Annotated in this window: 21 protein-coding genes; 9 read left to right on the top strand and 12 right to left on the bottom strand. The window is 65.4% G+C overall.

What is annotated here, in order from left to right:
* Positions 1–15 precede the first annotated feature (15 nt).
* Positions 16–771 (bottom strand): LuxR family transcriptional regulator, encoded by a 756-nt coding sequence (locus tag FJ418_RS07035; RefSeq protein WP_140864475.1) that lies wholly within the window; start codon positions 769–771, stop codon positions 16–18.
* Between the two features lie 166 nt (positions 772–937).
* Here FJ418_RS07035 and FJ418_RS07030 point away from each other — a divergent pair, with 166 nt between their 5' ends.
* The 3 genes from FJ418_RS07030 (at position 938) to FJ418_RS07020 (ending at position 4,439) form a co-directional block, all read left to right on the top strand.
* Positions 938–2,443 carry a peptidase S10 gene (locus FJ418_RS07030; RefSeq protein ID WP_140864473.1) on the top strand — a complete coding sequence of 502 codons (1,506 nt, stop codon included), beginning with the start codon at positions 938–940 and terminating at the stop codon, positions 2,441–2,443.
* Between the two features lie 144 nt (positions 2,444–2,587).
* Positions 2,588–3,481, top strand: coding sequence for a DMT family transporter (locus FJ418_RS07025; protein ID WP_140644459.1), 894 nt, complete (start codon positions 2,588–2,590; stop codon positions 3,479–3,481).
* A gap of 40 nt (positions 3,482–3,521) precedes the next feature.
* Positions 3,522–4,439 carry a DMT family transporter gene (locus FJ418_RS07020; RefSeq protein WP_246682961.1) on the top strand — a complete coding sequence of 306 codons (918 nt, stop codon included), beginning with the start codon at positions 3,522–3,524 and terminating at the stop codon, positions 4,437–4,439.
* 178 nt (positions 4,440–4,617) lie between these two features.
* Here the strand turns inward: FJ418_RS07020 and FJ418_RS07015 are convergent, their stop codons facing one another.
* Positions 4,618–5,469 carry a LysR substrate-binding domain-containing protein gene (locus tag FJ418_RS07015; protein ID WP_140864471.1) on the bottom strand — a complete coding sequence of 284 codons (852 nt, stop codon included), beginning with the start codon at positions 5,467–5,469 and terminating at the stop codon, positions 4,618–4,620.
* 112 nt (positions 5,470–5,581) lie between these two features.
* Here FJ418_RS07015 and FJ418_RS07010 point away from each other — a divergent pair, with 112 nt between their 5' ends.
* On the top strand, positions 5,582–5,989 hold the full coding sequence (locus FJ418_RS07010) for a 4-oxalocrotonate tautomerase family protein (RefSeq protein WP_140864470.1): 408 nt from the start codon (positions 5,582–5,584) through the stop codon (positions 5,987–5,989).
* Positions 5,990–6,023: 34 nt separating this feature from the next.
* On the opposite strand, the gene FJ418_RS07005 is transcribed toward FJ418_RS07010, so the two are convergent.
* Positions 6,024–6,530, bottom strand: a complete 507-nt coding sequence (locus FJ418_RS07005) for an RES domain-containing protein (RefSeq protein ID WP_140864468.1) — start codon at positions 6,528–6,530, stop codon at positions 6,024–6,026.
* Positions 6,527–7,012 (bottom strand): antitoxin Xre/MbcA/ParS toxin-binding domain-containing protein, encoded by a 486-nt coding sequence (locus FJ418_RS07000; protein WP_140864467.1) that lies wholly within the window; start codon positions 7,010–7,012, stop codon positions 6,527–6,529. Before FJ418_RS07000 ends, FJ418_RS07005 begins: the two co-directional genes overlap by 4 nt.
* Before the next feature lie 170 nt (positions 7,013–7,182).
* Between FJ418_RS07000 and FJ418_RS06995 the strand changes: the two genes are divergently transcribed.
* Positions 7,183–9,405, top strand: a complete 2,223-nt coding sequence (locus FJ418_RS06995) for an AMP-binding protein (RefSeq protein ID WP_140864465.1) — start codon at positions 7,183–7,185, stop codon at positions 9,403–9,405.
* Between the two features lie 28 nt (positions 9,406–9,433).
* Here the strand turns inward: FJ418_RS06995 and FJ418_RS06990 are convergent, their stop codons facing one another.
* On the bottom strand, positions 9,434–10,177 hold the full coding sequence (locus FJ418_RS06990; protein WP_246672372.1) for a phosphatidylcholine/phosphatidylserine synthase: 744 nt from the start codon (positions 10,175–10,177) through the stop codon (positions 9,434–9,436).
* A gap of 75 nt (positions 10,178–10,252) precedes the next feature.
* The gene (locus FJ418_RS06985) at positions 10,253–10,966 is read right to left on the bottom strand and encodes a phosphatidylserine decarboxylase (RefSeq protein WP_281407560.1); all 714 of its coding nucleotides are present in this window, start codon (positions 10,964–10,966) and stop codon (positions 10,253–10,255) included.
* 197 nt (positions 10,967–11,163) lie between these two features.
* On the opposite strand from FJ418_RS06985, the gene FJ418_RS06980 reads away from it, so the two are divergent.
* Complete coding sequence (locus tag FJ418_RS06980; protein ID WP_140864463.1) at positions 11,164–12,033, top strand: SMP-30/gluconolactonase/LRE family protein; 870 nt, start codon at positions 11,164–11,166, stop codon at positions 12,031–12,033.
* On the opposite strand, the gene FJ418_RS06975 is transcribed toward FJ418_RS06980, so the two are convergent.
* The 4 genes from FJ418_RS06975 to FJ418_RS06960 form a co-directional block, all read right to left on the bottom strand.
* Complete coding sequence (locus tag FJ418_RS06975; protein WP_140703115.1) at positions 12,009–12,350, bottom strand: antibiotic biosynthesis monooxygenase; 342 nt, start codon at positions 12,348–12,350, stop codon at positions 12,009–12,011. The genes FJ418_RS06980 and FJ418_RS06975 overlap by 25 nt on opposite strands.
* 248 nt (positions 12,351–12,598) lie before the next feature.
* On the bottom strand, positions 12,599–14,482 hold the full coding sequence (locus FJ418_RS06970) for an ABC transporter ATP-binding protein/permease (RefSeq protein WP_140864461.1): 1,884 nt from the start codon (positions 14,480–14,482) through the stop codon (positions 12,599–12,601).
* Positions 14,482–14,817, bottom strand: a complete 336-nt coding sequence (locus FJ418_RS06965; RefSeq protein WP_140864459.1) for a metalloregulator ArsR/SmtB family transcription factor — start codon at positions 14,815–14,817, stop codon at positions 14,482–14,484. The genes FJ418_RS06970 and FJ418_RS06965 overlap by 1 nt, the downstream gene beginning before the upstream one ends.
* Positions 14,818–14,951: 134 nt before the next feature.
* Entirely contained in the window at positions 14,952–16,442 is a 1,491-nt protein-coding gene (locus FJ418_RS06960; RefSeq protein WP_140864457.1) for a LysM peptidoglycan-binding domain-containing protein, read from the bottom strand.
* A gap of 120 nt (positions 16,443–16,562) precedes the next feature.
* On the opposite strand from FJ418_RS06960, the gene FJ418_RS06955 reads away from it, so the two are divergent.
* A complete protein-coding gene (locus FJ418_RS06955) occupies positions 16,563–17,174 on the top strand; it encodes a TIGR00730 family Rossman fold protein (protein ID WP_140644448.1) in 612 nt (203 codons plus the stop codon).
* Positions 17,175–17,219: 45 nt separating this feature from the next.
* Here FJ418_RS06955 and FJ418_RS06950 read toward each other — a convergent pair whose 3' ends face one another.
* Positions 17,220–18,110, bottom strand: a complete 891-nt coding sequence (locus FJ418_RS06950; protein WP_140864455.1) for a LysR family transcriptional regulator — start codon at positions 18,108–18,110, stop codon at positions 17,220–17,222.
* 117 nt (positions 18,111–18,227) lie between these two features.
* On the opposite strand from FJ418_RS06950, the gene FJ418_RS06945 reads away from it, so the two are divergent.
* Positions 18,228–18,518, top strand: a complete 291-nt coding sequence (locus tag FJ418_RS06945) for a muconolactone Delta-isomerase family protein (protein ID WP_140864453.1) — start codon at positions 18,228–18,230, stop codon at positions 18,516–18,518.
* Between the two features lie 39 nt (positions 18,519–18,557).
* On the opposite strand, the gene FJ418_RS06940 is transcribed toward FJ418_RS06945, so the two are convergent.
* A complete protein-coding gene (locus tag FJ418_RS06940) occupies positions 18,558–18,932 on the bottom strand; it encodes a hypothetical protein (RefSeq protein WP_140864451.1) in 375 nt (124 codons plus the stop codon).
* Between the two features lie 181 nt (positions 18,933–19,113).
* Here FJ418_RS06940 and FJ418_RS06935 point away from each other — a divergent pair, with 181 nt between their 5' ends.
* Positions 19,114–19,884 (top strand): pyrroline-5-carboxylate reductase, encoded by a 771-nt coding sequence (locus FJ418_RS06935; RefSeq protein ID WP_140864449.1) that lies wholly within the window; start codon positions 19,114–19,116, stop codon positions 19,882–19,884.
* The last annotated feature ends 2 nt before the right edge of the window (positions 19,885–19,886 follow it).

The following is a 19,886-nucleotide window of genomic DNA, read 5'->3' as shown; positions in this document are numbered from 1 at the left end:
GGCCGGCGCGCAACATCAGTTGGGCGCGGCTTCGCGAACGGCTGCCAGCAACTCCACCTGGGAGTGCACACCGAGCTTGCGGTAGACCTGCTTGATGTGGTTGCGGGCCGTGCCCGGCGAAATGGAAAGGCTCCGCGCGATGGTCTTGGCGTTGCCGCCGTCGATCAGGTGCCGCGCGATCTCGCTCTCGCGCGCGCTGAGCAGGGACCGCGCGGCCTCGACTGCCCCGCCCTTGTCCCTGAGGCGGCACAAGTGAAACAATCTTTCCAGAACCAGCTTCGTTGCGCCGCCCGCGGCGCAGGCGAGCGCCAGGTCCTGCTCGCCAAAGGGCGGCGCGCCGTTGCGCCGCAGAAAGGTGACATAACCAGCGGTCAGCCTGTCGAGATTGAACACGCCGGTTATCTCGTCGAAGCTGTCGGAGGGGCCATAGAATTCGCGGTAATAGGGCGAGCGCTGAAAATCGCCGCTGCGGAGAGCCGACAACGGCAACAGGAAATCCTGCCGGCTGCTGGCGAACCGCTGGAAGAAGGGGTCCAGCCGGTAGACGCGGGCGCCGTAGTCGCGGTTCCAGCGATCGGGGCCGGCGTCGTCGATCGTCAGGGAGGTGATGTCACGGCGATAGAAGCCGACATAGACGCGATCGGAGCCGAGCAGCACGCCCGCCGCCGCAGTGAAGCGAGCCGACAATTCCTCGGGCGTTGCAGCGCCGGCCGCGGCGGCGACGCCGCCGCTCCAGCTTGCAAATCGGTCCAGGGAAAAATTCGCGAGCATTCGCGCCTAGCCTAGCGCATGCCGCCGCAAGTTCAACCTGGCGAATGGCGGCAAGGCGGCCCGGTATGGCTGCCTCAGGCACAGTGACGGATTGCGAGAGCGAGTAGTTGCTTTGACTTCACAGACCCAGGCCATACCTATTGCGAAACCCCTTTGCGGAGGCATCATGAGGTCCAAGCTGAGACTCGTCCCCTTCATCCTGCTGGCGTTCGCCGCCTTCTCACAGCCGGGCGTCGCCGCCGAAGCACCCGAGCGCCCGGCGCCCGAGGGCGGCGTGCTTTCTCTCCTGCCGCCGCCTCAGGTGACCGAGCATTCGATCACGCTCGCCGGGCGCAAGCTGGATTACCAGGCCAAGGCCGGCACGCTGTCGCTCTTGTCCGGCAAGGGCGACGTCACCGCCGAGATTTTCTATGTCGCCTACACGCAGCAGTCGCCTGCGCCGGCGAAGGACCGGCCGATCACCTTCGTCTTCAACGGCGGACCGGGCGCGGCATCGGCCTACCTGCATCTCGGCGCGATCGGGCCGCGCATCGTCGAGACCGCCGCCGACGGCGAGTTCCTGCGGCCGCCGCAAAAGCTCATCGACAATCCCGACAGCTGGCTCGACATGAGCGATCTCGTCTTCGTCGATCCGGTCGGCACCGGCTACAGCCGCGAGGCGCCGGGGCATGAGCCGAAGGAATTCTGGAGCGTCGACGCCGACGCCAGCTCGGTCGGCGCCTTCATCCGCCTCTATCTGGCGCAGAACGGCCGCAGCGGATCGCCGCTGTTCCTCGCCGGCGAGAGCTATGGCGGTTTTCGCGCCGCGCTGCTCGCCCGCACACTGCAGGAGGATGTCGGGTTGAGCCCCAGCGGCGTCGTGCTGATCTCGCCAGCGCTGGAATTCATGCTGGTGCGCCCAGACCAGTTCGACCAGTTGCATTGGGCGCTGGAATTGCCTTCGCTGGCGGCGACACGCCTGAAGGGCGACGGCGTCAGCGGTGATGCGTTGCGCGACAGGCTGGCCGAGGTCGAGCACTACGCGCTCGGCGATTACCTGACGGCGCTGAACAGCGGGCTGGAGCAAGGCGGCAAGCTCGCCAGCGGTCGCGTTTCGGAGATCACCGGCCTGCCGCTCGAGCTCGTCCAACGCAATTTCGCCCGCATCCCCATCGGGCTTTTCGCCAAGGAATTCCAGCGCGCCACGGGCAAGGTGCTCAGCCCTTACGACGCCACCATCGGCACCGCCGACATCGCGCCGCAAAGCGCGCGTGACGTGGGTCCCGACCCGGTGCTCGACCGCAGCATTCCAGCGCTGACATCCGCCTTCATCGCCTATGCCCGCGACGAGCTCAACTACCGCACCGATGTCAGCTACCGGCTGCTCAACGGCGAGATCAGCCGCAGTTGGGATTACGGCACATCGGGCCAGGGTTATGCCGGCGTGATGAACGACCTGCAGCGGGCGCGCTCGCTCAACCCTGCCCTCGGCGTCGTCATCGTCAACGGCTACACCGACCTCGTCACACCCTATCTCGCCTCGCGCTACCTGGTGAACCAGGTTCCCTCGCTCGCCGACGCCAAGCCGATCCGCCTCGACGTCGTCGAGGGCGGCCACATGATGTATCTGCGGCCGGATGGGCGACGCGCGCTGAAGGACGCGGCATCGGAGCTCTATCAAGCGACGCAGTAGTCCCCGACCGACCTTCGGCGAAACGACCTGCGCCAACGCAAGTGCTGCGGTGGAGCAGCGCCGTGCAAGCTTTCGCCCGTATAGCTGGAGCAGCGGTCCCGACTGGGGCGGAACCGCTTTCCACGCAACCACGCTGAAAACCGCATGGCCGATATCGTCGTCCTCGAAAGCCGCGAAAGGGTGCTGGCCGGCATCCTGTTCACGGCCGCCGCCTATTTCCTGTTTTCGGCGCAGGATGCCTCGATCAAGCTCCTGGTCGTCGGCATGACGGTCTGGCAGATCATGTTCGTCCGCTCGATCACGGTGCTCGTCGCCTGCGGCGCGATCGGCGGCAGGCGGCTGTTCGCCGAAACGATCGACTCGCCGATCGTGAAGCCGATGCTGGTGCGAAGCGCCTTCACGCTGGCCGCCTGGCTTTGCTATTACAACGCCGCGCGCTCGCTGCAGCTCGCCGAGCTCACCACCATCTATTACGCAGCACCCATCATCGTCACCGTGCTGTCGGTGCTGATCCTGGGCGAGACGGTGCCACTGCTGCGCTGGCTGGCGGTGTTCACCGGTTTCGTCGGCGTCTTCATCGCCTGCGATCCAACCCGGCTCGGCCTCTCGCTGCCGGTGCTCCTGGTGCTGGCGGCGGCCGTCCTTTGGGGGATCGCCGTCGTGCTGCTGCGCAAGACCGCCATGCAGGAGCGCACCATGATCCAGCTCGTGCTCAACAATTTCTATTTCCTGCTGTTTTCGGCCGTGCCGGCGCTGATCTGGTGGCATATGCCGGACGGAACGCAGTTCCTTTTGCTCATCAGCGTCGGCGCGCTCGGCGGCGTTGCGCAATACATGCTGTTCGAGGGCATGAAGCGCGCGCCGGTGTCGATCGTGGCGCCGTTCGAGTACACATCGCTGGTCTGGGCCTTCGCGCTGGGCTACGCCATCTGGGGCGACCTGCCGCGCACGGAAGTGTTCATGGGCGCGGCGCTGATCATCGGCGCTGGCCTGCTCATCGTCGGCAACGAGCGTTTCCGCAAACGGGAGCAGGCCTGATGACAGAAGGCTGTCAGGAGCAATGGGGTAAGCCGGCGCCATGACCGACACGCTCGACATGCCGAAAAAGCTTGCGCCTGCCGCCGACGTGGCCGCCGCCGAGCGCACGCTCGGCATCATCCTGGTGTCGGCCTCGGCAATCGCCTTCGCGCTGACCGGCGTGCTGACCAAGTCGATCCATGCCGATCCGCTCACCATCACCTGCTGGCGCGGTTTTTTCGGCTCGATCCTGATCAGCTTCTACGTGCTGTGGCGCCGGCGCCGCTCGGGCAGGCGCGAAAGCCTGAAACTCGGCTGGCGCGGCTGGCTGCTGGCGGTCGAAGGGGCAGCGGCCAGCATCGCCTTCATCTCGGCCTTCAAATTCACCTATGTCGCCAATGTCGCCGTCATCTACGCGACCTCGCCCTTCATCGCGGCGCTGCTCGCCTTCCTGTTGGTGCGGGAGAAATTCCGACTGCAGACGATGCTGGCGGCGGCCGTATCGCTGTGCGGCGTCGCCATCATGGTGGGCGCCGGCCTCAGCAGCGGGCACTTGTTCGGCGATGGGCTGGCGCTGCTGATGACCGCCGGCGGCGCGCTCTACATGATCATGGTGCGCGCTTTTCGCGACTCGCCGGTCGTCTGGGCGGGCGCTGTCTCGGCCTTCCTGCTTTTCGTGCTCGGCTGGTTCGTCACCGATCCGCTGGCTGTGTCCACCCGCGACATGGCGCTGCTCGCCACTTTCGGCTGCTCTTTCGCGCTGGCTTCGATCCTGTGGACGGAAGGGTCGCGGCTCATCCCGTCGGCGGAAGCCGGGCTGCTGGGCTCGGCCGAGGTGCCGTTCGCCATCTTTTTTGCCCTGCTGTTCCTCGGCGAAATTCCGCCGATGGCCAGCATCATCGGCGGCGCTATCGTGCTTTGCGCGGTTTTCGCGCATGCCGGCCGCGACTGGTTGAAGGCGAAATCGGCGCGCTCGTAAATTATTTTCGCAGTCATGGAACCATCATCCGAGTCAGGCATTGTTGGTTCGACGGGTCACCCCCCAAGTCCCCCCAAACCCCTCGACCCGTCCGACTAGAAGCCGACCCGCAAAAAGGTCGGCTTTTTCTTTGGGAATTGCTTCGGGAACTCCCGGGACATGGCGGCACGGTTTCCATTCAGGACAAGGCCAGGCCGTCGCCGAGAAGCTGCGCCAAATCCCGCGCCGGGCGAGCAGCCTCGCGGCCGAGCCGGATGGCGAAATCGGCCATCGGCAGCGGCGGGAGGTCGAGATCGGCGGATGCCTCGACGATGCCGGAATGGGCGAAACGCCGGGTGCGCGGCGTCAGCGCGATGCCGGCATTGACCGCGCTGCGCAGGCCGGCAAGGCTGGCGCTGCCGGCGGCGATGCGATAACGGCGGCCGGCCGCGTCGAGCGCATTGAGCGCGGCTTCGCGAAAGCCGCAATAGGGATCGAGCAGCGCCAGCGGCACGGCTTCGGGCCGCGCTGCTAGGCCTTTTTCCGAGCAGAGCCACAGCATCGGTTCGCTGATCACGGCCGTTTCATCCGGCGACGGGGCATGGCGCATGGTGATCGCGAGGTCCAACTGGCCCGCCTGCAGCGCCGATCCGAGTTCCAGCGAGCGGCCGACGCGCAGCTCGATCCTGACGCGCGGATGGCTGACGGCGAAGGCCCTGAGCAGGTCCGGCAGGCCCTGATCGGCGAAATCCTGCGTCGTGCCGATGGCGATGCGGCCGCCGGCGCGCGCGCCCTTCAGCGCCAGCCAGGCCTCGGTGTGTACGGCAAGGATGCGCCGCGCATGGCCGACGAGGTCCTCGCCGGCCGGGGTCAGCCCGCGTCCCCTGCCCTGCGGGGTGAGCAGCGGCTCGCCGACGATCTCTTCGAGCCTTTGCATCTGTGCGGTCACCGCCGACGGCGTGCGCCCGACAGTGGACGCGGCCCTGGCCAGCGAGCCGCCGTCGACGAAAGCGAGGAAGGTTTTCAGAAGATCGGGATCGAGCGTTTCCATACTTCGACAATATCGAAGTAATTATCAAAAACAATTCGATTTTATTAACGAATGGATACGCCCATATCTCTCCCATCGAAGGCGCGACGCGCGAAACCGAAGGAAAAAAGACATGCCGATCATCAACATCAACGTCACCGGCAAGCCCGACCCCAAGCTGTCCGCGGCAATCGCCAAGGAGGCCACCGACATCACCGCCAGGGAGCTGCGCAAGGATCCGACGATCACCGCGGTCGCGGTCAACTACATCGACCCGCAGCACTGGTTCGCCGGCGGCAAGTCGCTGGCCGAGCACGGCGCCAACACGTTCTGGCTGGACATCAAGGTCGTCGACGGCACCAACACCAAGCTCGAGCTCGAAGCCTATCTGAAGGCGATCTTCGAGGCTTTCGGCCGGCTGCTTGGCGGTGTGCATGAGGAAAGCTATGCCTTCGTGCATGAGGTGCCGGCGGCGGCCTATGGCTATGGCGGCAAGAGCCAGGAGTTCCGGTTCATCAGCGGGAGGCTGAAGGCAGTATAGGGTGTTTCGCTCCGCCGCCTGTCTGCACGGTACGCTATCTCGCGGGAGGATGAAGCCTGGTATCCAGCGCGAAATCCTCCTGCAGGCGCGGCTTGTAGAGGCCGCTCGCGCGGCCGGGATCGAACACCAGGTTCCAGCTATGCTGGGACACGGCGCTCGGAATCAGAAATAAGGGGTGCTCCGCTAAGAGACCGTCGCCAAACTGTTGCTGCCCTGCGCTTGGAATGCCTGGCCGAAGCCAGTTTGCGTTTGGAATATCGCCGATTTCCACCACATGAATTTTCGAAGGATCGGCGATCTCGAATGCCGTCAGCACGTGGCGGACTGTATCGAGCGTGCGAAATCCCTTGTGGACCGCCATCTCGAGAATGGCGGTCGAAGGGTCAACGGACGCATATACGGCCCTGACGCCTTTGCTGTTCCACCTTCCCCCGAGTTTGAAGGCTCCCTCGCCGCTGTCCCAGCTTGCCTGGAAGCGTTTGTGATCAAGTCTCCAGCCGAGGACATCGCCCGTTCCGAGAGAACCTGGCAAAGGCGTCACGCGTAGACACCGTAGTCGAGCCGTTCGAGAAATTCCTGCACAAGTATGGTACCCGCCACTGTGGCCAAGAGATCGATCGGTCGCCTGTTGTCCAACCCCATGGCGGGCTCAATCATCCATTTCTCGGCCGCTTCCTGGTTTCCGAAAACAAACGTGGCCTTGGTGAGAACTCTGGCGAAATTCCAGGTCCTTGAACCTTGCTCCCGATTGAGCGTCCGGGAGTGATCCGATTTGTGCCGCTGATATGTCCGCTCGCTCATGCCGAATGCCGCCTCGAAGGCATCTGCTTCGATGACGGTCAGTTGCCTGACGAGGCTTTCCAGAGCCTGGCTTGGAATTCCATGCAGGATCATTTCATGCGCCTCGAGCGGGCTGGATACCGAGGATCCAAGAACCTTCGGCCCGCCGAACAGGTCGATCAGCCGTTCGAACTCCGGCTCCATGTGTGGTGCTTCGGCAAACCCCGTCGGGAAACTGGCCATCTCTACCTCTCCGTCACGTGTCATTTTATTTACGACATGTGTCAGAGCCTTTCAAGTGGAGATGGAGGCACTGCTTCAGTCCGCATTGACCTTGCCCCGACTTCCGCTACCCTCTGCCGCCGAAGCGGCCGCCAAGAGCCGCGTCCTGGAGGAGACTGGGAGAGAGCGGCATGATCCTGACCCTGGCGCTGCTGGCGGGCCTTGTCTTTGCCTGGCTGCTGATCGCCGTGATCGAGCGGTTCCGGCTCGACCTGCGCTTCACCCAGGCGCTGCTCTATGTGCCGTTCAAGCTCGCCTTCCGCATCGCCGACAATCGCATCCGCATTGCCCGCAGCGCGAAGACGCCGGTCATCTATGTGGTCTGGCACCAGTCGCGCATCGAGCCGGCGCTAATGCTGTCGCTGCTTCCCGACGACACGCTGCATATCCTGGACGAAGCCTCGGCAGGCTCGCCCTGGCTGGAGCCTTGGCGCGAGCTTGCCCGCACCATCGCCTTCAACGCCGAGCATCTCTTCGTCAGCCGGCGGCTGGTGCGCGTGCTGAAGGGCAAGGGGCGGCTCGCCGTCTACCTGCCCGACGATGTCGAGCCGGACGTCAAATCCTTCCGGCTGTTTCGCGCCATCACCCGCATAGCCATGCAGGCCGACGCACGCATCGTGCCGATCTTCGTCGCCGGCACGCGCGACCTGCCGGTGTCGCTGACGCCGAAGGAGAAAGCGCCGCGCCACTGGTTCCCGCGGCTTTGGGTGAGCGTGCTGGAGCCGATGACCATCGCCGAGCTGGTGGCACGCAACCCGGACATGGCTTCCAACACCAACGCGCTGTTCGACCGTTTCGCCGAAGCGCGGCTCTACGGCACCAATCTCGACCGTGGGCTGTTCCTTGCCATGCGCGATGCCGCCGATCGCGTCGGCCCCTCGCATCCGATCATCGAGGACGTGATTTCCGGCTCGCTCAGCTATCGCAAGCTGTTCATCGGCGCGCGCGTCCTCGGCCGCCATTTCGAGGTGGTGACAGCGCCCGGCGAAGCGGTCGGCGTGCTCCTACCCAACGCCAACGGCGTGGTGCTCACCTTCGTCGGCCTGATCTCAGCGGGCCGCATCGCGGCGATGATCAACTACACCGCCGGCCCGGCGAGCGTGACCGCGGCGGTCCGCACCGCGGTGATCCGCACCGTGGTCTCATCCCGCGCCTTCATCGAAAAGGCCGCCATCGACGACATCGTCGCCGCGGTCGAAGCGGGCGGCGCCAAGATGCTGTGGCTGGAGGATGTGCGCGCCGGCGTGACGGCCCTGGACAAGGTCGCGGCCGCGCTTTTGTGGCGCTTCCCGCTGCAGCGGCAGCAGGCGGGCAAACCAGCTGTGATCCTGTTCACCTCCGGCTCGGAAGGCACGCCGAAGGCGGTGGTGCTGTCGAACCGCAACCTGCTTGCCAATGTCATGCAGGCCGAGGCACGCGTCTCCGTCTCGCCGGCCGACATCCTGCTCAACGTGCTGCCGGCGTTCCATTCCTTCGGGTTGACCGGCGGCACCATCCTGCCGCTGGTCCTGGGCGTAAAGCTGTTCCTCTACCCCTCGCCGCTGCACTACAAGATCATCCCCGAGATCGCCCGCAAGGTGAAGCCGACCGTGATGTTCGGCACCGACACTTTCCTCGCCAACTATGCCCGAACCGCCAAGGACGGCGACTTCTCCAGCCTGCGCTTCGTCGTGGCCGGCGCCGAAGCGGTGAAGCCGGAGACGCGGCGCACCTATCGCGACCGTTTCCAGGCCTCGATCGTCGAAGGTTTCGGGCTGACGGAGGCCGCACCCGTGGTGGCGGTGAACACCGCCATCCACGGCCGCGACGGCACGGTCGGGCGGCCGCTGCCGGCGATCCGCATGAAGCTGGAGCCGGTCGACGGCATCGCCGAAGGCGGCCGGCTGTGGCTCGACGGGCCGAACATGATGATGGGCTACATGACCGCCGACAGGCCGGGCGAATTGCAGCCGCTGGAAGGCTGGCACGACACCGGCGACATCGTCTCGATCGACCGCGAGGGTTTCATCGCCATTCGTGGCCGAGCCAAACGCTTCGCCAAGATCGCCGGCGAGATGGTGTCGCTGGGCGCCGTCGAGATGCTGGTGCAGTCGCTATGGCCGGAAGAGCGCCACGCGGCGGTGGCCGTGCCCGACAAAAGGCGCGGCGAACGCATTGTGCTGGTGACCACGGCCGACGACGCCAGCGCCGAGGAGTTGCGTCAGTTCGGCAAGAAGGCCGGCGCGGCCGAGCTGATGGTGCCGAACGACATCATCAAGGTGGACGAGATCCCGGTGCTGGGTTCGGGCAAGACGGATTACATATCGGCGCGCAAGCTGGCGATCGACCGGCTGGGGCTGAGCGCGGCTGCCTGATCTCCCCCTCAAGGGGGAAGATTACCAGCTACCCGATATCCGACGGCGGCACCTTCTCGCCTTCGCGCATGGCCCGCTTCGAATAGGCGCGCACCGAGAGTGGCAGGAAAAGCAGATAGCCGGCGACGGAAGCCGTCAGCGTGTACCAGGGATAGGCCATCAACAAGAGGATGTAGAGCACGACGCCGAGGATCACCGGCAGCACCCGATCGCCGGGTATCTTGACGCTCTTGCCCGAATAGACCGGCAGGCGGCTGACCAGCAGGAACGCCACCAATACGGTAAAGCCCGAGGCGACGAAGGCCGCCGGCCGGGTGGGCTCCAGCCCGAGCCGCAGGAAATAGAGATAGAGCGGCAGCATGACCAGCACAGCACCCGCCGGAGCCGGCACGCCGACAAAATATTCGGTCTGCCATGCAGGCTGATCGGTATCGTCGGCCAGCACGTTGAAACGGGCAAGCCGCATGCCGCAGGCGATGGTGAAGAGAAGTGCCGCGATCCACCCGGGCGAGCCGGCGCGATCGAGCAGGAAGGCGTAGAGCACCAGCGCCGGCGCCACCCCGAAATTGACGATGTCGGCCAGCGAATCCATCTGCGCGCCGAATTTCGAGGTGGCCTTCAGCATGCGCGCCAGCCGCCCGTCGATGCCGTCGAGGAAGGCGGCAAGCAGCACCATGACCACCGCGATCTCGAAGCGGTTCTCGAAGGCGAAGCGGATGCCGGAAAGGCCGGCGCAGATGGCAAGCACGGTGACCAGGTTGGGCAGCACCATGCGCATCGGGATCTCGCGGATGCGCGGACCGCCGCTGGCATGGGCCTCGAATTTCTTGAACGGCGCGCCCAACGCTCAGGAAACCCTGACCAAGGGCGTGACCGCGGTGCCGCCGAATTCGGCAAGCACGGTCTCGCCGCCGACCGCCGTCTGGCCGACCGCGACGCGCGGCACGGCGCCCGACGGCAGGAAGACGTCGACGCGCGAGCCGAAGCGGATCAGGCCGAAACGCTCGCCGATCGCGATCGTACCGCCGGTCTCGGCCCAGCAGACGATGCGCCGCGCCACAAGGCCGGCGATCTGGACGGCGGCGATCGTGCCGTTCGGGCTGTCGATGACCAGGCCGTTGCGCTCGTTCTCGGCGCTTGCCTTGTCGAGCTCGGCATTGAGGAATTTTCCGGGCTTGTGCTCGATGCGCGTGATCCGGCCGCGCACCGGAGCGCGGTTGATGTGGCAGGAAAACACGTTCATGAACACCGAAATGCGGGTCATTTCGCCGGAGCCGAGGCCAAGCTCGCTCGGCGGCACGGCGGGCCCGACCGCCGAGATCACGCCATCGGCCGGGCTCACCACCAGCCGGTCGTCGACCGGCGTGACGCGCTCGGGATCGCGGTAGAAATAGACGCACCAGGCGGTGAGGATCAGTCCGATCCAGAACAGGATCGAGGAGAAATAGCCGAGAAACAGCGTCGCCGCGGCGAAAGCGGCGATGAAGGGATAGCCTTCGCGATGGATCGGAACGAACGTATTCTTGACCGAGTCGAGAAGCGTCATAGGGCTTGGGGCGATCCCTGTTTCAGGTTGCGCCTCAATAGCGGAAAGCCCCCCTCCCCGCAACGCAACAATGGGGGGAGGACAAGCCTGGACGGCAGCGCCGGCGCGCAAGCCTGACTTTTGCTCCTGTTGTCGGAACTCGGCTCCGTCACGCGTCCTTGGCGAGAGGACACCCAAGGAGCCCGCCAATGCCTTCGCCGAAACCGTCTGCAATGAGTGCCAATATCATCACCGAAGGCCTCGCCTTCGGCGAGTCGCCGCGCTGGCATGGTGGCCGGCTCTGGCTCTGCAACTGGGGCACCGGCGAGATCGTCGCGGTGGACGAAAACGGCCGAAGCGAGGTGATGCTTACCGTCCCGGCTGTCCTGCCCTATTCGATCGACTGGTTGCCGGATGGCCGGCTGCTTATCGTCTCGGGCCGGGAAGGCCTGCTGCTCAGGCAGGAAGCAGACGGGACGCTCGTCACCCATGCCGATCTCCGACATCTGTCGAAGAACCCCTGGAACGAAATCGTCGTCGACGGGCGCCGCAACATCTACGTCAATGGAGGCGGTCCGGCGCCGGCGCCGGGTGAGCATTTCGGGCCGGGCACGATCGTGCTGGTCGCAACGGACGGCAGCGTGCGGCAGGTCGCCGAGGACATCGCCTTCGCCAACGGCATGGCGGTGACGCCGGACAACAAGACACTGATCGTCGCCGAATCCCACGCTAACCGATTGACCGCCTTCGACATCGCCACCGATGGCGGCCTTTTCAACCGCCGCGTCTGGGCGCGCCTCGGGAACGATTATCCCGACGGCATTTGCATCGATGCGGAAGGCTGTGTCTGGTACGCTGATGTGCCCAACCGGCACTGCGTGCGTGTGCGCGAGGGCGGCGTGAAGCTCGACGGGATCGCGACCGATCGCGGCTGCTTTGCCTGCATGCTGGGCGGGACCGACGGCAGGACGCTGTTCATCCTCGCCGCCGAATGGCGCGGCTTCGAGCATATGGTCAGCGACGCCCGCACCGGCCAAGTGCTAAGCGCCGCTGTCTCCGTGTCCGGAGCCGGATGGCCTTACAGCTCCGGTACGCGCTGGTAGTTGGCGATGTCGGCCTTTACGCCGAGGCGCGCGATGGTTTCCTGCGCGCTGAAGGCGATGCGCTCATGCGCGGCCTTGACGATCGGCACCACCTTGTCGACGGCATCCTGGCTTTCCCACTCGACCATGGTGACAATGTTGAACTCGCCGGGGCCGGAGAACTGTTCGAGCAGGAAATCCTGAACGAAGCCATCCTGCTGGCGCAGCAGTTCGTGCGTCATGAAGACCTTGCCGAGGATTTCCTCGCGTGCCTCCGCCGGCACGACGAATTTGTCGACCCGGAACACGCTGCCGGTGCGGTGATTTCTGGTGCTCATTTCGATCCATCTCCGTTTGGAAGGGTTGCTTGGCAGGAGGCTCGGAGACGGTTTGCAAGCTCAAGATAAGTTGAGGTCAAGGGGAATTTGGCCCTTCCTTCTCCGCTTGCGGGAGAAGGTGGATCGGCGCGCAGCGCGGAGACGGATGAGGGTGTTCCAAGGAACGCCAGCGTCTCACTCCGCTGGAGCACCCCTCATCCGGCCGCTTCGCGGCCACCTTCTCCCACAAGGGGGAGAAGGAAGAGGCCTCAGCCAACCTCCGAAGTCCTCCTGCGCACAATCACCCCAAGCTCGTCGCTCTCGCGGGCGATGCGCAGGCGCTCCTCGGCTTCGGTCGCTTCGCGCTGGCGGTCCCACATCGAGGCGTAGAGGCCGTGCTTAGCCAGCAGCGCCGCATGGGTGCCGCGCTCGGCGATCTGGCCGTCCTTGAGCACGATGATCTCGTCGGCCGAGACCACCGTCGACAGCCGGTGGGCAATGACGATGGTGGTGCGGCCCTTGCTGACCTGGTCCAACGCTGCCTGGATTTCCTGCTCGGTGTGACTGTCCAGCGCCGAGGTCGCCTCGTCCAGCATCAGGATCAGCGGCGCCTTGAGGATGGTGCGGGCGATCGCGACGCGCTGCTTCTCGCCGCCCGACAGTTTAAGCCCACGCTCGCCGACCATCGCGCGGTAGCCTTCGGGCAGCTTGTCGATGAACGGCCCGATCTGGGCGAGCTCGGCCGCCTTGCGCACTTCCTCCTCGCTGGCGCCGACGCGACCGTAGCGGATGTTGTAGGCGATTGTGTCGTTGAAGAGCACCGTGTCCTGCGGCACCATGCCGAGCACGGCGCGCAGGCTCTCCTGCGTGACGTCGCGGATGTCCTGGCCGTCGATCAGCACCTGGCCGCCCTGCACATCGTAGAAGCGGAATAGGAGCCTGGAAATGGTCGACTTGCCGGCCCCGGACGGGCCGACGATCGCCACCGTCTTGCCGGCCGGCACGTCGAAGGAGACGCCCTTCAGGATCTTGCGGTTGGGATCATAGGAGAAATGCACGTCGCGGAACTCGACCTTGCCGGGCCCGACCTTCAAAGGCTTCGCATCCGGCTTGTCGACGATCTCCTGCGGTACGTCGAGCAGGTCGAACATGTGCTCGATGTCGGTCAACCCCTGCCGGATCTCGCGGTAGATGAAGCCGATGAAGTTGAGCGGCACCGAAAGCTGGATCAGCATGGCGTTGATGAAGACGAAATCGCCGACCGTCTGCCTGCCGGCCTGCACCTCCAGCGCCGACATGCACATGACGATGACGGTGCCCAGACCGAAGATGACGCCCTGGCCGAAGTTCAGCCAGCCGAGCGAGGTCCAGGTTTTCGTCGCGGCGATCTCGTAGCGCGCCATCGAGCGGTCGAAACGCTCGGCCTCCATGCGTTCATTGGTGAAATATTTGACCGTCTCGAAGTTAAGAAGCGAGTCGATCGCCTTGGTGTTGGCGTCGGTGTCGCTGTCGTTCATGTCGCGGCGGATCGAGATGCGCCAGTCGCTGGCCTTGACGGTGAACCAGACATAGAGGCTGACGGTGAGCGCCACCACGGCCACATATTTCCAGCCGTAGGTGAAGGCGAAGATGCCGGCGGTCAGCGCGAATTCGAGGATCGTCGGCGCCGTGTTCAGCATGATGAAGCGCACGATCGTCTCGATGCCCTTGGTGCCGCGCTCGATGACGCGCGACAGGCCGCCGGTGCGGCGCTCGAGATGGAAGCGCAGCGACAGCTGGTGCATGTGGACGAAGGTGCGGAAGGCGAGCTGGCGCACCGCATACTGGCCGACCCGGGCAAAGAGCGCGTCGCGCAGCTGGTTGAAGCCGAGCTGGATCAAGCGCAGGACGTTGTACGCAATGACCAGCGCCACCGGCGCCAGCAAAAAGGACGGCAGCGGCGGCGGCGTCTTCGAGGCGTGGGCCAGCGCGTCGGTCGCCCATTTGAAGAAATAGGGGCCGGCGACCAGCGTCAGCTTGGCGACGACCAGAAGCAGCGTCGCCCAGGTGACGCGGGCTCGGAGATCGGCGCGCTCGGCCGGCCACATATAGGGCCACAGATTACGCAGCGTGGTGAGGGTGCCGGCTTCGGCGGATACGGTCTTTTCGGCCACTAGTCTTGCCTTTTGGGTAAACCGCTGGGGCAGCAGAAGTTGACGAGTCGGGTGAGCGAGGCCGAGACGCCCTCAAGCGCGGCGTGGTCGACGGCATAGCGCGAGCGCTGGCGGTCGGCCTCGAAACTGACCAGCCCGGCCTCGACCAGGATCTTAAGATGCTGCGAGACGGTCGACTGCGCGAGGTCGAGATGGTCGACCACCTCACGGCACGAGCAGCAGTGGCTGGCCGAAAGGCGCTTCAGGATCTCGATGCGCGCCGGATGCGAGAGCGCTGCCAGGCGGAGCGCCATGGCGTGGCTGTCGCTGCAGCGGATTTCGGAGGATTCGGCCATCGTCCATCGGCGATAGACGATGAAGGGGAATGGGGCAAGCTGGACGGATGGGTAGATTTGAGGTGCTGGCGGGACAGCACCCCCCTCTGCCCTGCCGGGCATCTCCCCCGCAAGGGGGGAGATCAGCTAATCACCTACTCCGTCTTCGCCTGGGTGGTCATCTGCTCGCCCATGGCCTTCATGTCGGCGGCCTCGCCTTCCTTCGAAGTCGAAGGCACCTTGAACACCTGGCCCGGCCAGATGCGATCGGGATCGCGGATCTGGTCCTTGTTGGCCAGATAGATCGTCGAGAAGCGAGTGCCATGGCCGTAGACGCGGCGCGAGATGCGCCAGAGCGTGTCGTTGCGGCGGATGATGACGGAGCCGTCGGCATGTTCGAGCTTTGGCGCGACCGTTTCGGGCACGTCGGTCGAGGGCGTCGCCTCGGCAACCTTGGCAGCAGCCCCGGCCGCCGGGGCGGGCTTGGCCGCTTCGGCCGTTGCTGTCTCGGTCGTGGTTTCGGCGGTCTTGGTCTCGGCCGGCTTGGCCTGCGCCGGCTTTGTCTCGCTCGGGGCGACGGCGGCGACCGACTCGCCGGGCTCGCGCTCGAAGGGGACGGCAGCGCGGGCGACGACCTTGACGCCATCATTGTCCAGGCCATCGACATGGATGGTGTAGCTGCCGACCGGAATGTCGCGCGTCGCTTCGATCAGGAAATGCCCGTCGGCCGAAGTCTTGGCGTCGCCGAGCAGGATGGCGTCGGCATAGGCGCGCACCTTGCGGCCGGGATCGGCCGTGCCGGCGACGAAGATCTTGCTGCCGTCGATCTCGACCGCTTCGACGGCGATCTTGGGCTCCGCCGCGGCGGCCACAGCCGGCGCGGTCGCCGGAGCCTGGTCGGTGGCGGCGGGCGCGGTCGGCGCCGTGCTGGACGCGGTCGGTGCCGGAGCCTGCTCCGTGGGCGCCGCCGCCTGATCGCTAGCGGCCGGCGCCGCCGGCTTGGTCTCGGCCTCAGGAACGGTGATCAACTGCGAGGCCTTGCCCGGCTCCTCGACCATGGCCAGCACCTGGCCGGTCGGGCTCTGCGGCACTGAGACAACGGCGGTCTGGGCCGAGGCAACGGCAATGCCGCCAACCGTCTGGCGCAGGGTGATCGTATAGTCGCCGGGCTTCAGCGGATCGTCGAGCACGATGGCGAAGGCGCCGTCGGGCCCGGACTCGGTCGAGCCGAGCACCGTGCCCCCGTTCAAGATCTCGACCTTGGCGTTGGGCGCTGCGCTGCCGGCGACGACGATCGAGCCATTGCCCTCGACACGCACGACATCGAAGGTCGGCAGCGTCGGACCGGCGGCGGCGGGCGCCTGGGCGGCCGACGCCATGGCGTTGTTGGCCGGCGCCATCTTATTGGCGGGCGCCATCGTGTTCGCCGGAGCCATTGTGTTTGAAGGAGCCTGGGGCACACGCGCCTCTGTGCTCGTGCTCGAGGATTCAGCCGGTTTCGCAGCGGTCTGCGGCAGCGTCGCGACCTGCGCCGGCTTCTGGTTGTTGATATAAGGGTCGAGCGCGCCCGAGCCGTAGGCGACCGCCGCGACGGCGACAACGCCGCCCGCCGCGAACAAAAACGCCTTAGAAGGATTGATAGCCATAATTCCGTATTGCCCCCTTAGCCACCTAACGCCCGGTCTAGCCTGTTTTCCCGAGTCCGACAAGAAAAAGCCCGCCCGCGGGCTTGACCGCGCCAACCGTCCACATCACCAATCATCGCCATGAACACGATTCGATCCGTCTGCGTCTATTGCGGCTCGTCTCCGGGCCGCGACGAGGCCTATATCAAGGCCGGCCACACGCTCGGCCGCTCGCTTGCCAAATCCGGGTTGCGCCTGATCTATGGCGGCGGCACCAAAGGCATCATGGGCGCTGTCGCCGATGGCGCGCTCAAGGCCGGCGGCAAGGTCACCGGCATCATCCCGCGCTTCCTGATCAACAAGGAAGCGACCGAGACCGCGCTCGACAAGCTCGACGAACTCTTGATCACCGACAACATGCACGAGCGCAAGCACAGCATGTTCGAGAAATCCGACGCCTTTGTGGCACTGCCCGGTGGCATAGGCACGGTGGAGGAGATCGTCGAGATCATGACCTGGGCGCAACTCGGCCATCACCGCAAGCCGATCGTCTTTGCCAACGTCAAGGGTTTCTGGGACCCGATGCTGGCGCTGATCGAGCACATGGCGGCCGAAGGCTTCATCCACACCGCGCAGCGGGTAAAACCGCTGGTCGTCGACGACCCGGAGGCGATCGTCGCCGCCATCATGGTGGCCGGATCCTCGGTCGACGCGCCGACGGAAGGCGTGCGGTCGTTGATAGACAAGATGTAGGCAGTAGGGAATAGACAATAGGAAAGCAGGCCTATTGCCTATTGCCTATTGCCTACTGCCTACTGCTCTCCTCAAATCCCCAATCACCGCCCGCCGGTCATTCCGCCGCCAGGCGAGGTGGATCGAAACGCTGCGTTTGAACCACGGCAGGTCGCGGAAGACGACGCCCTGGGGTGTCGCGCTTCGCAGGCTTTGCTGGACCGTGGCGAGGCCGAGGCCGGCGCTGACCAGGCCGAGCGAGGTCAAGGGATCGGCCGTCTCATAGGCGATATCGGGCATGAAGCCGGATTCGGCGCAGGCCGCCAGGAACTGCGCGCGGTTGGTGTCGCCAGGCTGGCGCACGACAGTGATCCAGACGCGGCCGTCGAGCTGGCTAGGTTGGATGTCGGCGACATCGGCGAGCGGATCACCCTCCGGCATTGCCAGCACCAGCGGCTCGCGCCGCACCAGCATGCTTTCAAGATCGGGGGCGCCTCCCGGCGCTGGCGAATAGACGAAGCCGAGGTCGAGCGCGCGCTGGCGCAGATCCTCGAACTGCGCCGCTGTCCGCCGGCTGCGCAATTGCAGATGGAAATCCGGCCGCTCTCTGCGAAAATCCCGCAGCATCGCGGCGACCAGCCCGGAATGCACCGCGCCCTCGACATAGCCGATGGCGAGGCTGCCGGTCGCGCCGCTGGCGAGGTTGCGGCCGAGCTCTTCCAGCCGCGCCGCATTGGCAAGCAAGGCGCGCGCCTCGGCAAGGAAGGCCCTGCCCTCGGCGTTGAGATGGACGCGCTGCTTCGCCCGCTCGAACAAAGCGACGCCTAGCTGCTCCTCGAGCTGGATGATCTGCCGGCTCAAGGGCGATTGCGAAATGTGCAATTGCGCGGCGGCGCGGCCGACATTGCCAGCCTCGGCGACGGCGACGAAGTATCTGATCTGGCGCAGGTCGAGCATTTTTCGCCTTCAACGGTCAAGACCTTTTCAGTCTCAACTATAGCCTAATCAGTCTTGGACAGTCTGGCCAGCCAGCGCGATACCTGCCGGCATCAACTTGCCACAAAGGAGACCGCCATGCAGTTCTTTGCCCTGCTCACCCGCAACACCGAAAAGTTCAGCGACGCCGATTTCGCGCCGCTGCTGCCGCCCGAATCCGAGCAACGCAAGACGCTCTACGCGCAAGGCGCCGTGCGCCAGATCTGGAACCGCGGCGACATTCCCGGCACCGGCATCATGTTCGAGGCGACCGACGACGCCGAAGTGCGCGGCCACCTTGCCACACTGCCGCTGATCGACGCCGGCATGATGGACATCGCGGCCGTTGTGCCGCTCAACCCCTATCCGGGGTTTGGACCGAAGCGGTGAGCCGAGCCCGTCAATGAGGTTGCCGCAGTTGCGGCAGCCTCAAGGCCAGGCGTCCTTCATCGCGTTCACCGACAGCCACGCCATCGCGGGGAGTGCGACGAGCAGCCCAAGGCGCAGCCCCGCGGATCGCGCCTGATCGGGTTCCTGACGCTGAAGCCGGCGCCAGATCTGGAATGCCGCGGCGAGAACGAGCAGCGCATAAAAGCCGGCGAGCACCCACAGGGCTGTCTGACCGGATATCGCAATGCCGTTGTTATCGAGCACCTTGCCGATCAGCATGACCGGCCCGGCGACGAAGAAGGCAATGGCGATGCCAAACAGGAAGCCGATCAGGGCGCCCGGGAACGATGTCGCCGACAGTGCCACGAGCACCGCCATCAGGATGAGCAGAGTGATAAACGCGCGCTGGCTCACGGCCACATTCCCCGATCGAACGCGGCGGAATGTATCAGTTCGGCCTTAATCGCGGGTAACAGCCCAGGCCCATCTTCAAGGCGCGGTCCGGCCGCGGGCATGGCCGGAACGTCGCCTCCCCTTGCCGGCAACGGAACCGTCGCTATTGTCGGCGGCAATCCGAAACAGGACGAAAACTTCCATGAGACTTGGCTTTGTCGGCACGGGCGCGTTGAGCTCGGCCATCGTCATCGGGCTGAAATCGCTGCCGGGCGAGACGACGCCGGTGGTGGTTTCGCCGCGCAACGAAGCGATCGCGGCGGAGCTTGCCCGGCGCTTCCCGGATGTGCGCATCGCCGCCGACAACCAGGCCGTACTCGACCAGTGCGACACCGTCATGCTGGCGGTGCGGCCGCAGATCGCGCGCGAGGTGCTGAAGGAACTGCGGTTCCGGCTGGACCATCATGTCGTCAGCCTGATCGCCACGATATCGCGCGATGAGATCGCCGCGCTGGTGGCGCCGGCTGCGCATGCTGGCAAGGCGCTGCCGATGCCGATGATCGCCCGCCTGCAAGGCGCGACGATCGTCTGTCCGCCGGACCCGGTCGTGGCGGCGTTCTTCGGCCGGCTGGGCGGCGTGATCAAAGTCGAGGACCAAAGCGAGTTCGATGCGCTGAGCGTCGTCACCGCGACCTATGCCAGCTATTTCAAATATCTCGACACGATCCACACCTGGGTGCGCGGCCAGGGTGTGCCGAGCGACAAGGCCCGCGACTACATCACCAGCATCTACAAGGCGCTGGCCAACGCGCCCGACACGGCGCCGGACGAAGACTTCAGGCATCTTGCGCAGGACTATGCGACGCGCGGCGGCATCAACGAGCAGGTGCTGCGCGAACTGACCGAGCGGGGCACGTTCGAGGCCTTCGCGGAGAGCCTCGGTCGCGTGCACCGGCGGATCACCGGCGAGTGATC

This window comes from Mesorhizobium sp. B2-8-3 (genome assembly GCF_006440815.1).
In the GTDB taxonomy this organism is placed as follows: Bacteria; Pseudomonadota; Alphaproteobacteria; order Rhizobiales; family Rhizobiaceae; genus Mesorhizobium.
Note: the sequence above shows the minus strand (reverse complement) of the source record. Positions and strands in the feature narration are given on the sequence as shown.

Coding starts and splice junctions, on each gene's coding strand:
- FJ418_RS07035 (WP_140864475.1), bottom strand. CDS start 771: ATGCTCGCGAATTTTTCCCTGGACCGATTTGCAAGCTGGAGCGGCGGC.
- FJ418_RS07030 (WP_140864473.1), top strand. CDS start 938: ATGAGGTCCAAGCTGAGACTCGTCCCCTTCATCCTGCTGGCGTTCGCC.
- FJ418_RS07025 (WP_140644459.1), top strand. CDS start 2,588: ATGGCCGATATCGTCGTCCTCGAAAGCCGCGAAAGGGTGCTGGCCGGC.
- FJ418_RS07020 (WP_246682961.1), top strand. CDS start 3,522: ATGACCGACACGCTCGACATGCCGAAAAAGCTTGCGCCTGCCGCCGAC.
- FJ418_RS07015 (WP_140864471.1), bottom strand. CDS start 5,469: ATGGAAACGCTCGATCCCGATCTTCTGAAAACCTTCCTCGCTTTCGTC.
- FJ418_RS07010 (WP_140864470.1), top strand. CDS start 5,582: ATGCCGATCATCAACATCAACGTCACCGGCAAGCCCGACCCCAAGCTG.
- FJ418_RS07000 (WP_140864467.1), bottom strand. CDS start 7,012: ATGGCCAGTTTCCCGACGGGGTTTGCCGAAGCACCACACATGGAGCCG.
- FJ418_RS06995 (WP_140864465.1), top strand. CDS start 7,183: ATGATCCTGACCCTGGCGCTGCTGGCGGGCCTTGTCTTTGCCTGGCTG.
- FJ418_RS06990 (WP_246672372.1), bottom strand. CDS start 10,177: ATGGTGCTGCCCAACCTGGTCACCGTGCTTGCCATCTGCGCCGGCCTT.
- FJ418_RS06980 (WP_140864463.1), top strand. CDS start 11,164: ATGAGTGCCAATATCATCACCGAAGGCCTCGCCTTCGGCGAGTCGCCG.
- FJ418_RS06975 (WP_140703115.1), bottom strand. CDS start 12,350: ATGAGCACCAGAAATCACCGCACCGGCAGCGTGTTCCGGGTCGACAAA.
- FJ418_RS06965 (WP_140864459.1), bottom strand. CDS start 14,817: ATGGCCGAATCCTCCGAAATCCGCTGCAGCGACAGCCACGCCATGGCG.
- FJ418_RS06960 (WP_140864457.1), bottom strand. CDS start 16,442: ATGGCTATCAATCCTTCTAAGGCGTTTTTGTTCGCGGCGGGCGGCGTT.
- FJ418_RS06955 (WP_140644448.1), top strand. CDS start 16,563: ATGAACACGATTCGATCCGTCTGCGTCTATTGCGGCTCGTCTCCGGGC.
- FJ418_RS06950 (WP_140864455.1), bottom strand. CDS start 18,110: ATGCTCGACCTGCGCCAGATCAGATACTTCGTCGCCGTCGCCGAGGCT.
- FJ418_RS06945 (WP_140864453.1), top strand. CDS start 18,228: ATGCAGTTCTTTGCCCTGCTCACCCGCAACACCGAAAAGTTCAGCGAC.
- FJ418_RS06935 (WP_140864449.1), top strand. CDS start 19,114: ATGAGACTTGGCTTTGTCGGCACGGGCGCGTTGAGCTCGGCCATCGTC.